Origin of the sequence: Mesorhizobium shonense, from assembly GCF_040545255.1 — a bacterium.
GTDB classification, from domain to species: Bacteria; Pseudomonadota; Alphaproteobacteria; order Rhizobiales; family Rhizobiaceae; genus Mesorhizobium; species Mesorhizobium shonense.
In genome coordinates this window covers 1-13,109 of the sequence record NZ_JBEPLM010000011.1, presented here as the reverse complement: position 1 = coordinate 13,109, position 13,109 = coordinate 1, and the positions used below count along the sequence as shown (strand labels likewise).

The following is a 13,109-nucleotide window of genomic DNA, read 5'->3' as shown; positions in this document are numbered from 1 at the left end:
CTCCTTGCCATCAGCAAGGGTGATTTTCGTCTCGGCTTTCATTAAAAAAAAGGTAATGCCGCTTAATTTGATAGCGCCGCTGCCTCGCCACCGGTAGTTTCTTCATTCTGAACGGGGCGTGAGCAAGTTTTCCGGAGGGCCTCGATGAATACTATTAAGCATGCATTTCATCTGGTAAACGTTCTCGGCAATATAGTTCCCCACGCTGGCAGGCGCTTTTTGCTGGATAGGCTCGGATTGGGCAAGGTTTTGCAGCGGGCGTCCAAGGGGAGCATCGATCAGGTCAAACTGCCAAACGGTTACGACCTCTTCTTCAACCCCATGCTGCACTGGAACGCAACCAACCCAAAAAATCACGAGCCAGAAGTCACCGCTCTGCTCCATCGCTATCTGGAGCCAGGGGCGGTTTTCTACGATATTGGCGCCAATATCGGATTGCATTCGCTGATCGCGTCGAAGATTGTGGGCCCAACGGGTCGAGTGCTTGCGTTTGAGCCCGGTGAGATCAACCTTAGGTATTTCCGCCGGACTCTGGAAAACGGTGCCCCCAACGTATCGCTGCACGAATTCGCGATTGGTGCTGCCGACGAAGCGAGGGTGTTCGACCTCAGGGGTGGCGCAATGTCGGGGAAGCTAGTCGGGTCCGGGGAGAAAGCCGTCGATCCTGTGAGCGTGCAAGTCAGGTGCATCGATAGCCTCGTAGCTGAAGGCTACCCACGCCCCGACGTGATAAAGATAGATATCGAGGGAGGCGAGGCAGACGCCCTGCAAGGAGCAACGAAAACGTTGCAGACACATCCGGTCGTGATCTGCGAGATGCATGATTTCGCGCCCGAGGAAGTGAGACGGGCCATGAGGGTGCTGATAGAAGCCGGCTATCGCTTGACCCGGCTCCCGGATAGATCGCCATCGGATCATACGCCCAGTCATCATATCGTGGCGGTGCGGGGTGACAGCGCTTGAATTCGGCCAAAGCAAGCTTGGTGGTGTCCCGACTAACCGTCCTGGGCGACCAGGTTTTCAACTGGGGACATTCCCACCGTGCGTCCATTCGCAATTTTGGACTCGTAGTGGCGATATCGATTTTTGCCGGCGGGCTGCTGTTGGCCATCCAAAGCATGCCTGGCCTGATCGAACGGCTTAACGCAACTCCATTTGTCTTCCTTGTCCTGGTCGCGGTGCCGGCTACGGCGGCGCTGAATGCGCTTGAGCTCCAGATCATGGCAGCAATGGCAAAGAAGAACATGGCCTGGGCAAACGCATTCGAAATTGGCGTCTTTTCAAGTGCCGCCAATATGCTGTTTTTACCGGCTGGCCTACTATCGCGCGCTGCGGCGCTACGAGCACACGGAGTCGGACTGCAACTTGGAGGCAGCCTGATTCTCGTATTCATGGCGTTGTGGTTTGGGGCAGCGTTTGGCTATTCGGGCCTATTCCTTCTTGCGCTCGGCCATATCAAAATCGGCGCAGGCTTTGTCGCTGTCGGATCGCTGTGCGCTGGAGTCAGCATCGTCTTCCTGGTCCGTCTCCGACCCGGCTGGAGACTGGTCGTTTCGGCATTGGCGGTAAAGCTTGCCGGCTTGGTCCTCGAGGCCTTTCGGCTCTGCCTCGCGGCAAGGGCGCTCGGGATCGGCCTCGGCTTCAATCAGGCTTCGACCTTTTCGATAGCCTCCATAATCGGAACGCTAACCTCTCTCGTTCCGGCAGGCTTGGGGATCACGGAGGCGATAACCGCATTGCTCTCGCCGCTTGCCAATATCGATGCCGTCGCAGGTTTCGTGATTGCTGGAACCAACCGAATTGCCGTAGTGCTGGGTTTGCTTTTGCTGGCGGTCTTTCTTGTGGGAACAAGGCGATTGAGATCCCCATCTGACTAGTATCGGCCGTATACATAGAAATCGGCAAAGGATGTGTTGTCGGGATCGCGCGGATCGAGCGGATAAGCGTTCGGAGTCACCGAACAAAGTTTCCACTCCGGTAGATTGACCTCGATCCAGTTCGTAAACCTACGATGCTTGACGTGCGGTTCCGGGGTCGATTCGGTTGAATTGCTTGAATACAGAATGACAAACCGCTCCGAAGCAGAGAACAGGTTACGCATATACGTATCAAAAACCCTGTCTTCCACGAGGTGATATACTACGTCCAACGACAGCGCGAGATCGTGGTGACCCGGGTCGCTGTCGACAAGCTTGAAGCGTTTGGTCGGATCATTCGCGAACCGCTCCCGGCACCGTGCGACCGCCGAAGGAGCATTATCGAGCCCTAAGTACTTTGGATATTCTGCCAGGGCCAGTTGCATCCCGTCGCCGCAGCCGAACTCAACGACCGACTGAATTTCATGATCTGCTACAAAACGGTTGAGAAAATCGGCCTTAAACCGCGCGAGACGGTTAGCTGAGCCGGCACCCGACGTGCCGCCAGCCCTGTAGCGCTTTTCCCAATAGTCGGCAGAATTTCGAAATTTCAGCGCGGCCAAGGCAAAATATACCTGCCGAACGAGCGGTCCCGCAAGCCAACTCTTTTTTGCCCATTTCTTCAACGACATAATTTCGCTCGACGCCCTTCTATTCGAAATGCCGGTAACTTGCGCAGCATCAATGGGTTCATCTTTCGGTTGATAAAATTCGCCGATAGATCTCGTGGAATCGTTCGGCGGTCTTGGCCATCGTACCCTCCGACAGGACCCATTCCTTGGCGCTGGCGGCCAGGCCTGTTGCAAAGCTCCTATTTGCAACCATTCTCTCCACCGCGTCCGCGATTTCTCCCGGAGATCGCTCGGCAACCAGAAGCCCTGTCTCCTCATGGCGAATGATGTCGACAAGACCGCCGCTTCGCGACGCAATCACAGGCAGATCATGGAGCATCGCTTCGAGCGGCACGACGCCCTGCGCTTCCATTGTGCCATCTGCCGCACGGCGGGAGGGAACGATCAGAACATCGCTTCTGCGCATCCAATGGCTAACGTTCGCCGGCTGAAGCCAACCCGTAAACAATATGCGGTCGCGCACCTCAAGAGACGCGGCCTTTGCCTCGAGCGTTTGCCGTTCCGGCCCATCGCCCACGACAACGAGTCTTGCGCCCGGCAGACGGCTTTGCAGCGATGCGAGCGCGGCGACTGCGTCCTCTGCTCCCTTACAGTCAATTAGCCTTCCGACGAAAAGCAAGAGCGGGTTTGCTTCGTCGGCGAATCCACATTTCCAGGACGGGATCGTTGCCTCACGAGTTCGAGGAGATGCTCCGATCGGAACGATCTGGACGCGATCGGGGTTTGCGCCCAACATGCGTAGGGCAGCCGCCGTGGCGGCAGAATTAGCTGTCAGGACCGATGCATGCCGCGCGACAAGCTGTTTCGCCCACATCGGCAGGCGTCCCTGCAAGCCGAGAACGTCACTGCCATGCGCACTGACGACGAGGGCCGTTCGATCGAGGCAGGAAGGCAATGCCGTGATTCCTTGCGGGACCACCCAATGTGCATGGATCAGACGGTGGCGACGCGACCTGGCTAGCTGATAAGTAGCAGCAGCTTGCGCGACCGCGATGAGTGGCAGCTTTATCGCTTTTGATGGCTTCGACTTGATGTTTTCGAGCGCCCCTGCGCCATAGAAGACGTTTTCCATCTTTTCAGGCCAGGCATATCGAAAGCGATGAACGGTGACCCCGTTGCCCAGGTCCTCGAACGTCTTGCTGCCGGGCGCATGGGGAGCCAACACGTCCAGTTCTATTCCCCGGGCGGCGAGCGCGAAAACCAGATCGGCCATGAAGGGGGTGACATTATCGCCATGAAAGCGAGGAAAAGTAGACGTTGAGATCAGGACGCGCAAACCAGCAGACCCCTCACCTAGAATCCGGTGAAGATCGCCGTTGGCGGCTCGCGCGCGGGAACCGGCAGGTTCCGTCCGCGGCGTAACGCGGCAACTCCGCCCCGATAGCTATGCGTACCCCCAGCGAGTTCGACAACATCGCCCGGCAGGACCAACCGCCGATCAATTTCAACCGGTGCATCGGCCGTCACAGAATAGGGTCCCGGAATGTGGATCGCGAATGTGGCTTCACTCCCGCCTGTAGCGGGCAACTGCTTTCCCGCGATCCAAATTGGACCCCAATGCCGGACATAATTCTCCTTCAAAGCCGCTATGTCGGCTGGGAGCAATCCTTCGTCCGCATCGATCGATACAGTGCCGGGTTCCAGCGCAGCCGAAAGCGCCGGACCCGAGACAATGACGAAAAGCGGTCTTTCTTTTTCGATCGCATGCAGAAGCACGGGCTCTCCTCGGCCGCGATATTCTTCAATTCCCCAAGTGCTCATCAAAAATCCCGCATGGGGATAGGATGCAACCATGCCCGTTTGAGCAATATAGGGTACCGGATCCGGGAAGATTTGATGCACGGCGGAGATCAGTGATTGCTGAGCCGATTGGCCTCGCTGAAATTCAGGAATCGCATGCCCCACGGCCAACGCGACGAATATCACCGGGATGGCCCCTAAAATTTTTGATAGGGAACCAAGCTTATCCGCGGCCAACGCCCCGACCACCGCCACGGGTGCCATCATGAACACATAGAAGTAGGGAAAGCTGTTTCTATAGAAGATAACGCATAACAACGGCGAGGCGAAGCTAAGTATAGTCAATGCACGGAGCCTCTCCGCGCCGCTATTGATGATCGTCCGAGCCACAGCCAGGCCGATTCCGACGCAGATCACCGACCATTGCAGCGCGTCTACCGCCAGCGAGTACGTCAGGAATCTCGCCCCATAGAAGAGATTGCTATCAACCAGTTGCTTGTTGTAGGCGGAGGTCAGCGTGTTTCCAGCCTGATATCCAGCCTGCGCCAGGCTTGCTGAATGACCAAGAAACAAGCTGGCGAATGCCGCGACGGCTATCGCGAGCGCGATGACCATATTCCGCAGCAATACCTTGTCGTGGATGCGCACCAGTTGCAGGGTCGCGACCATTGTTGTGGTCGGGACATAAAAGACCGATTTTATCGAAATCAGGCCCGCAAACGTTACCGCCAGCGCAGAAAAGATGAGCAGTCTGAGCGGGAGGCGGTCGCGCGTCAGGCCGAATAGTGCCCCCATCAGAAGCGCCGTGATGATCGGGTCGGCACGGAAGCTCGTCGCGCTCCGCATCACGAAACTCAGCGTGGCGTAAAGCACCGTCGCCCATAAAGCCCCGCGAATGGAAACGAGGTTCTCGGCCGTTTTGAAGAGGAACCAGAGCGTGGCCAGGTGAAGAAGCCACATCAGGCAGCGCGCAATGACAATTGCGCCTATCTCGTCGGTGGGCAGCAACGTCAGCCATGAAAATAAATGGACGTGAAACGTCTGCAGGGCAAGACTAAGCGAAGCACGCTTGTATTCGAAAACCAGCGACAGGAAATGGAATTCGTCCCAGTTAATTTCCCGAAATAGCGCCGTAGCCAGTTCCAGTGCTGCGATTGTCCCGAACAGGATAAGAATTGTCCATCGATCAATCCTGACAGGAGCTTCAGGCCTCGTATCGAAAAATCCGTCCAAACTCGTCATCACTCGACCCGGTCCATCCGCTCTTCGATTTTCCGGAGCTTGAAAAGTGTCATCTCGAGCATTTGCCGGTTGCGCCCGATGAGGTCGGCGACAATTGCGAAAAGCAAGGTGATAAAACCGACAATGATCAATACGCCGCCAAGCACCAGCGATTGAATGTGACCTCTATTGTCTCCCACCAGAGACAACCACAGAAAACGAAATATTGGTAACGATCCTATGAAAAAAATTACGCCGCCGATGAGCAAAAAGGCGTTAAGTGGATTATAAAGCGCATATGAGCGTACGATTGTGACGCCGGTGTTGAAAATAAAATGAGGTATGCTTTTGAATAAGCGCGATCGCCGCATGGGCGCGTTGGTTCGAATGGGAACCGACGCCACCGCCAATCGCCTCTTGCCGGCCAGGATCAGCATTTCCGTTGTATAGGAAAAGCGCGACACAATGTTTATCTGCATCGCGGCATCGCGACTTATCGCGCGAAATCCGCTAACTGCGTCGGGAACGTCGATCCCCGCCAAATGGCGAACGACACGAGTCCCGATACGCTGCAGCGCCTGCTTGCCTGGTGAGAAATGGTGATTTGTGCGCACTTGGCGGTCGCCAATGACTATGTCGGCTTCGCCGCGTAGAATCGGCCCGATAAGCAGCTCTATGTTCGACGCGTCATATTGGTTGTCGGCGTCGGTATTGACAATGATATCGGCTCCCGCGCGAAGGCTGGCGTCTATCCCCGTCTGAAACGCAGCCGCCAAGCCGCGATTGCGGCGATGGCTGACCACGTGATTTACATTGAGGCTTCTCGCAACGTCGGCAGTCCCGTCGGTGCTGCCATCATCGACCACAAGAATTTCGACGCTGTCTACCCCCTCGATCTTGCACGGTATTGCCGTAACAGTGGCCGCAAGACTCGCTGCCTCATTGTAGCAGGGAATCTGGATAACCAGTTTCAATGCCAAGATCGTCTCCCCACGCCCTGTACCATCCATAAGCCAAGTGCTTTATTTTACAATGCGGCCGGGTTTCCTCTGGTTAACCGAACACAAAACCCATGAGGTCACCGCTTATTGCCGTGTGTTTTTTGAGCCGAATTGGCAGCTTGGTTTGCCACTCACTCACGATAATTGCCGACACCAGCGCCTCGCAATCGTCGGCGCGCTGCCCACCGGGGTCAGTCTGGACTATCGCGAAATTCGACTTGTCGACCATCGTGCCCCCGCTCCTGCCCAATCGTCAGTCTACCGACAACTTGGGCAAACGCCTCCAGCATTTCCGCAGCCTGGCTGCAACACTAGCAAGAACAAGTTAGTCAAAGATATACAAAGCCGTACGCCGTTGAGCGAATGACGTGGTTTGGCGAGTACTTGATGGGAGCAGGGGTGATGCGGCCTGAATTAGCGGCGACGCCCCGCGCTAGAGCATGATGCCGAAAAGTGTGAAGCGGTTTTCGGGCGACATCATGCTCTATCTCTTTGATTTAGAGCCGGATTCAGATTTCAGGTCGGTTCGACCTGAAATCATCCGGCTCTAAGGCATTTCAGGAAAAGCGTGCACCGGTTTTTCGTTCGGATTGCGCGAAAACAAATAGTTGAGGCGTCTACACCAGTTCCACGTCCACAACGCCCTGCACCGCCCGCATGGCGGATGCTATTTGTGGCGAGACGCGATAGCCGCCTTGCAGAGCGATCTCGACCTCACCCTGCGCCTCTCCCTTGAGGACGATGATGCTGACCTGACTGTCGCCACGCTGTTTGAGCTGCGACTGAATGATCGACGAGGGCCCATCGTCTCTGACAAAAATGCGCAGTGCCTTCTGGATGCGGCTTGCCTCGTCCTCCAGCGACTGCACCGTCTGGATGCGCAGATTGATGCCTTCCGGCCGGTCTTCAGCCTGGACGGTGATGACCACCGAGCGGCCGGGCTCGAGCATGTCGCGATATTGCGCCAAGCCCTCGGAGAACAGCACCGCCTCGTACTGGCCCGTCGTGTCGGAGAACTGCACGACGCCCATCTTGTTGCCGGTGCGGGTCTTGCGCTCCTGCTTGGTGGTGACAGTGCCGGCGAGCCGCCCGGCCGCGGCGCCGCGTTTGACCGCAGCCGAGAATTCCCCCCAGTTCTGGACCCGCATTTTTTGCAGCGCGGCCTTGTATTCGTCGAGCGGATGCGCCGAGAGATAGAAGCCGACCACCTGGAACTCGCGATGCAGCCGGTCGGCGGCAAGCCAGGGATCGGTTGGAGGCAGGTTGAGCGCCTGCGACTGGCTCCCAAGCGATGCGCCAAAGATGTCGGCCTGGCCGGAGATGGCGTTCTGCTGCGCCAGCGAGGCCAGCCCCATCATCCGCTCGACGCCGGCCATCATCACGGCGCGATCATGCCCGAAGCAGTCCAGCGCGCCGGCCATGATCAGGCTCTCGAAGACGCGCTTGCCGACGATCTTCGGATCGACCCTTTCGCAGAAATCGGCGAGGCTCTTGAATGGTTTTTCGCCGCGCACGGCCACGATATGTTCGACCGCCGCGTCGCCAACGCCCTTGAGCGCCGCCAGAGAGTAAAAAATCTTGTTCTCGCCGACCTCGAAGGGGCGAAAGCTGGTCATCACCGACGGCGGCACCACCTCGATGCCGAGGCGCATCGCGTCCTGCCGGAAATCGGCCAGTTTGTCGGTGTTGCTCATGTCGAGCGTCATCGACGCCGCCAGGAACTCGACCGGGTAGTGCGCCTTGAGATAGGCGGTCTGGTAGGACACCACCGCATAGGCGGCGGCGTGCGATTTGTTGAAGCCGTAGTCGGCGAATTTGGCCAACAGATCGAAGATGAAGTCGGCCTGCGGCTTGCCGACGCCGCGCTCGACCGCGCCGGAAACGAAGCGCTCGCGCTGCTTGTCCATCTCGGCGCGGATCTTCTTGCCCATGGCGCGGCGCAGAAGATCGGCTTCACCCAGCGAATAGCCCGAAAGCTCCTGCGCGATCTGCATCACCTGTTCCTGGTAGACGATGACGCCTTGCGTCTCCTTCACCAGATGGTCGATCTTGGGATGGATCGAGGCCATCTCCTCCTCGCCATGCTTTCTGGCGTTGTAGGTCGGGATGTTCTCCATCGGGCCGGGGCGGTAGAGCGCGACCAGCGCGATGATGTCCTCGATGCAGTCCGGCCGCATGCCGATCAGCGCCTTGCGCATGCCGGCACTTTCAACCTGGAACACGCCGACCACCTCGCCGCGCGACAGCATGGCGTAGGTGTCCTTGTCGTCGAGCGGTATCGTCGCAAGATCGATGTCGACGCCTCGCCGGCGGATGAGCTTCACCGCGGTTTCCAGCACGGTCAGAGTCTTCAGGCCGAGGAAGTCGAATTTTACCAGCCCCGCCTGCTCGACATATTTCATGTTGAACTGGGTGACCGGCATGTCCGAGCGCGGATCGCGGTACATCGGGACCAACTCGGACAGCGGGCGGTCGCCGATGACGATGCCCGCGGCATGCGTCGAGGCATGGCGATAGAGGCCTTCGAGCTTCTGCGCCGTGTCGAGCAGCGTCTGGACGATCGGCTCCTTCTCCGCCTCCTCGGCAAAGCGCGGCTCGTTGGCGATGGCATCGGCCAGCTTGACGGGATTGGCCGGGTTCTGCGGCACCATCTTGGAGAGCTTGTCGACCTGGCCGTAAGGCATCTGCAGCACGCGGCCGACGTCGCGCAGCACGGCGCGCGCCTGCAGCGTTCCGAAGGTGATGATCTGCCCCACCTGGTCGCGGCCGTATTTCTGCTGGACGTAGCGGATGACCTCCTCGCGCCGGTCCTGGCAGAAGTCGATGTCGAAGTCCGGCATCGAGACGCGGTCGGGATTGAGGAAGCGCTCGAACAGCAGCGAGAAGCGCAGCGGGTCGATATCGGTGATGGTGGTCGAATAGGCAACCAGCGAGCCGGCGCCCGAACCGCGGCCCGGCCCGACCGGAATGCCTTGCGACTTGGCCCATTTGATGAAGTCGGCGACGATCAGGAAGTAGCCCGGGAACTTCATCTTCTCGATGATGCCGAGCTCGAATTCGAGCCGCTCGCGATATTGCTCGACTGTATAGCCTGGCGTCGGTCCATGCGCGGCAAGCCGAGCCTCCAGCCCTTCGCGCGCCTGGCGCGCAAGTTCCGCCGCCTCCGCTTTCTCGGCTGCGTCCTTGTCGGCGGTGTCGGCTCCGGTGAAGCGCGGCAGGATCGGGCTGCGGTTCTTCGGATAGTAGGAGCAGCGCATCGCGATCTCGACCGTGTTGTCGATCGCTTCCGGCAGGTCCGAGAACAGCCGAGCCATCTCGGCCTGGCTGCGCAGGAAATTGTCAGGCGCGAGTCGCCGGCGATTGTCGGCGGCCACCACCGAGCCTTCGGCAATCGCTATCAGCGCGTCATGCGCCTCGTAGTCTTCGCGCTTGGAGAAGAAAGCCTCGTTCGTGGCGACCAACGGCAATTCGTGGCTGTAGGCAAGGTCGACCGTCGACTTCTCGACCATACGGTCATAGCCGGCGACCCGCTCCAGTTCGACATAGAGCCTGTCGCCAAACAGCATTTTCAGCGTCAGCAGCCGCTGCTCGGCCAGGTCGCGGCGGTCCGCCTTCAGAGCGCTGCCGATCGGGCCGCGCGGGCCGCCGGTCAAGCAGATCAAACCATCGCAATGGCCTTCCAGCATGACGCTGGTCAAATGCACCGGCTCACCGGACGGCGTCTCCAGATAGACCTTGCTGATCAGTCGAACGAGATTGGCGTAGCCCGCCTCGCTGGCGGCGATCAGCACCATAGGCGCCATCCCCGGCCCGTGCCGGCGGCGGTCACGCTGGGCTTCATTCGCCTCGCCGGCAAAGGCAAGGTCGATCTGGCAGCCGATGATCGGCTGGATACCGTCCTTGACCGCCTTCTGGGCGAATTCCAGCGCGCCGAACAGGTTGTTGGTGTCGGTCACCGCAATGGCCGGCGCCTGGTCCTTGGCCGCGTGGCCAACGATGGTGCCGAGCTGCAGGGCGCCCTCGAGCAGCGAATAGGCCGAATGCACCCGCAGATGGATGAAGCTCTGCGCCGGCGCTTCCGGCTGCGCGGCCTTCACGGCTGCTTCGCGCTGCAGCGGGTCGCGTGGGAATTCATCCGCCATGGGGCTCTTGTCGCTCGAAAGGACTCAACATCGGTGAGAGATGTATTGTCCGGGAGCGCGCGATGCGAGTCCAGCGTTCGCCTGTGCACAGTAAAGCCGCTCAGGCGAATTCCATGATCACCGCGTCGACCGCCAGGCTGTCGCCGGGTTTGGCGTTGAGCTTCGCCACGGTGAGGTCGCGCTCGGCGCGCAGCACGTTTTCCATCTTCATCGCTTCGACCACGGCCAGCGTCTCGCCGGCTTTGACCTCCTGCCCCTCCGCGACCGCGATCGAGACCACGAGGCCGGGCATCGGGCAGAGCAGCATTCTAGACGTATCCGGCGGCAGCTTCTCCGGCATCAGCCTTTCAAGCTCGGCCGTGCGCGGCAGCATGGCTTGAGCCGTCACCGACATGCCTTTCCAGGCGATGCGAAGACCGTTCAGCACCGGCCGGACCTGCGCCGCTATTCCTTTGCCATCGACCGTGCCCTGCCAGATCGCGTCGCCTGGCCGCCAGTCGGAGGCGACCGTCAGTGGTTTGCCGCCATCGATCGACAGGTCGACCTCCATCGGGATCGAAACCATTCCGTCGACAATGCTCACGCCGAGATAGTCCGTGCCGATTTTCACCACCCAGTCGCGCTTGAGATGGCCGGAATGCGGCGCCAGCCGTCCGCTGAGGCGGTCGAGCCTGTCCCGGCGCAGCAGCTCGATCGCAGTGGCGATCGCGGCGAACACCGCCCTCTCCCCACTGTCCGGCACGATGGGCGCGAAGCCGTCCGGATATTCCTCGGCGATGAAACCGGTCGACAACCGACCCTCGCGCCAGCGCCGATGCCGCATCAGCGCCGAAAGGAACGGAATGTTGTGCTCGATGCCGTCGACGACGAAGCTGTCCAAGGCTTCGGACATGGCGTCGATCGCCTCGAGTCTCGTCGGCGCCCAAGTGCACAGCTTTGCCACCATGGGATCATAGAACATCGATATCTCGGAGCCTTCGGCGACACCGGTGTCATTGCGGATCACTATGTCGCCGAACGTCCCCTCTTGCGGCGGCCGGTAACGCGTCAGCCGGCCGATCGACGGCAGGAAGTTGCGGAAAGGGTCCTCGGCATAGAGGCGGCTTTCCACCGCCCAGCCGTTGAGCTTCATGTCGCCCTGCTTGATGCCGAGCTTCTCGCCGGCGGCAATACGGATCATCTGCTCGACAAGATCGATGCCGGTGACGAGCTCGGTCACCGGATGCTCGACCTGTAATCTTGTATTCATTTCAAGGAAATAGAAGTTCTTGTCCTTGTCGACGATGAACTCGACCGTGCCCGCGCTCTGGTAGTCGACGGCCTTCGCCAGCGCCACGGCCTGCTCGCCCATGGCTTTTCGGGTCTTGGCATCGAGGAACGGCGACGGCGCCTCCTCCACCACCTTCTGGTTGCGGCGCTGGATCGAGCATTCGCGCTCGCCGAGGTAGAGCGCATTGCCATGCGCGTCGGCCAGCACCTGGATCTCGATATGGCGCGGATCGACGACGAATTTTTCGATGAAGACCCGGTCATCGCCGAAGGAGCTTTTCGCTTCCGAACGGGCGCGTTCGAAGCCATCGCGGACTTCCGCCTTGCTCCAGGCGATGCGCATGCCCTTGCCGCCGCCGCCGGCCGAAGCCTTGATCATGACCGGATAGCCGATCTCGCCGGCAATCTTCTCGGCATGGTCGGCATTTTCGATGACGCCCAGCCAGCCGGGCACGGTCGAGACCTTGGCCTGGCTGGCGAATTTCTTCGATTCGATCTTGTCGCCCATCGCGCGGATCGCCTTGGGCTTCGGCCCGATGAAGACGATGCCCTCTTTCTCCAGCGCTTCGCAGAAGGAGGCGCGCTCGGACAGGAAGCCGTACCCGGGATGCACCGCTTCGGCGCCGGTCTCCTTGCAGGCGGCGATGATCTTCTCAGGCTGCAGATAGCTCTGCGCGGCTGGCGACGGGCCGATATGCACGGCCTCGTCGGCCATTTCGACATGCACGGCATCGCGATCGGCATCCGAATAGACCGCCACCGTGGCAATCCCCATCTTGCGCGCCGTCTTGATCACGCGACAGGCGATCTCGCCGCGATTGGCGATCAGGATCTTCTTGAACATTCGGACGTCGTTCCTCCGGCGAAGCCGTCCAGTTCTATGGACAATTCCGGCGCGTCTCAAGTGTCTGAAGCCCCTGCCCTCGGCGCCTGATGCCGATTGCAGAAACCGCGCCGAAAAACGTCGCAAGAGACGTTGGCCGTCACCCCCGAACCCGGTAAGGTGACCATGGGCTTACACAACGGCGGGCAGTCGGCGATCTCGTATCGCCTGGCAAACCAGCGGCTTGCCGCAACTTGAAACTTTGAAAATTGCCTTGGGAGGAATGCCTCATGAAAACGCGAGCCGCAGTAGCCGTTGGCGCCGGAAAGCCGCTGGAGATCATGGAGGTGGACCTCGAGGGCCCG

At 59.5% G+C, this 13,109-nt stretch carries 10 protein-coding genes; 2 read left to right on the top strand and 8 right to left on the bottom strand.

Annotated features, from left to right (window positions below):
- The first annotated feature begins 144 nt into the window (after positions 1 to 144).
- Together ABID26_RS24785 and ABID26_RS24780 are read left to right on the top strand one after the other, a co-directional pair.
- Positions 145 to 963, top strand: a complete 819-nt coding sequence (locus tag ABID26_RS24785) for an FkbM family methyltransferase (protein WP_126099864.1) — start codon at positions 145 to 147, stop codon at positions 961 to 963.
- On the top strand, positions 960 to 1,877 hold the full coding sequence (locus ABID26_RS24780; protein ID WP_126099863.1) for a hypothetical protein: 918 nt from the start codon (positions 960 to 962) through the stop codon (positions 1,875 to 1,877). Before ABID26_RS24785 ends, ABID26_RS24780 begins: the two co-directional genes overlap by 4 nt.
- On the opposite strand, the gene ABID26_RS24775 is transcribed toward ABID26_RS24780, so the two are convergent.
- From ABID26_RS24775 to ABID26_RS24740, 8 genes are all read right to left on the bottom strand, one after another.
- Positions 1,874 to 2,548: a class I SAM-dependent methyltransferase gene (locus ABID26_RS24775; protein WP_210211879.1), complete on the bottom strand. Its 675-nt coding sequence runs from the start codon at positions 2,546 to 2,548 to the stop codon at positions 1,874 to 1,876. The two genes, ABID26_RS24780 and ABID26_RS24775, sit on opposite strands and share 4 nt — an antisense overlap.
- Positions 2,549 to 2,606: 58 nt before the next feature.
- Positions 2,607 to 3,824 carry a glycosyltransferase gene (locus ABID26_RS24770; RefSeq protein ID WP_126099862.1) on the bottom strand — a complete coding sequence of 406 codons (1,218 nt, stop codon included), beginning with the start codon at positions 3,822 to 3,824 and terminating at the stop codon, positions 2,607 to 2,609.
- Between the two features lie 17 nt (positions 3,825 to 3,841).
- Entirely contained in the window at positions 3,842 to 5,530 is a 1,689-nt protein-coding gene (locus ABID26_RS24765) for a hypothetical protein (RefSeq protein ID WP_292303719.1), read from the bottom strand.
- Complete coding sequence (locus tag ABID26_RS24760) at positions 5,530 to 6,489, bottom strand: glycosyltransferase family 2 protein (protein WP_292303720.1); 960 nt, start codon at positions 6,487 to 6,489, stop codon at positions 5,530 to 5,532. The genes ABID26_RS24765 and ABID26_RS24760 overlap by 1 nt, the downstream gene beginning before the upstream one ends.
- Positions 6,490 to 6,562: 73 nt before the next feature.
- Positions 6,563 to 6,739, bottom strand: a complete 177-nt coding sequence (locus ABID26_RS24755; protein WP_292303722.1) for a hypothetical protein — start codon at positions 6,737 to 6,739, stop codon at positions 6,563 to 6,565.
- Positions 6,740 to 7,127: 388 nt separating this feature from the next.
- The gene (gene dnaE / locus ABID26_RS24750) at positions 7,128 to 10,652 is read right to left on the bottom strand and encodes a DNA polymerase III subunit alpha (RefSeq protein ID WP_292303724.1); all 3,525 of its coding nucleotides are present in this window, start codon (positions 10,650 to 10,652) and stop codon (positions 7,128 to 7,130) included.
- Between the two features lie 100 nt (positions 10,653 to 10,752).
- On the bottom strand, positions 10,753 to 12,765 hold the full coding sequence (locus tag ABID26_RS24745; protein WP_292303726.1) for an acetyl-CoA carboxylase biotin carboxylase subunit: 2,013 nt from the start codon (positions 12,763 to 12,765) through the stop codon (positions 10,753 to 10,755).
- A gap of 56 nt (positions 12,766 to 12,821) precedes the next feature.
- Positions 12,822 to 13,109 (bottom strand): hypothetical protein (locus ABID26_RS24740; RefSeq protein WP_354416982.1); only part of this gene is annotated, 288 nt, incomplete at its 5' end.

Coding starts and splice junctions, on each gene's coding strand:
- ABID26_RS24745 (WP_292303726.1), bottom strand. CDS start 12,765: ATGTTCAAGAAGATCCTGATCGCCAATCGCGGCGAGATCGCCTGTCGC.
- ABID26_RS24765 (WP_292303719.1), bottom strand. CDS start 5,530: ATGACGAGTTTGGACGGATTTTTCGATACGAGGCCTGAAGCTCCTGTC.
- ABID26_RS24755 (WP_292303722.1), bottom strand. CDS start 6,739: ATGGTCGACAAGTCGAATTTCGCGATAGTCCAGACTGACCCCGGTGGG.
- ABID26_RS24785 (WP_126099864.1), top strand. CDS start 145: ATGAATACTATTAAGCATGCATTTCATCTGGTAAACGTTCTCGGCAAT.
- ABID26_RS24775 (WP_210211879.1), bottom strand. CDS start 2,548: ATGTCGTTGAAGAAATGGGCAAAAAAGAGTTGGCTTGCGGGACCGCTC.
- dnaE (WP_292303724.1), bottom strand. CDS start 10,652: ATGGCGGATGAATTCCCACGCGACCCGCTGCAGCGCGAAGCAGCCGTG.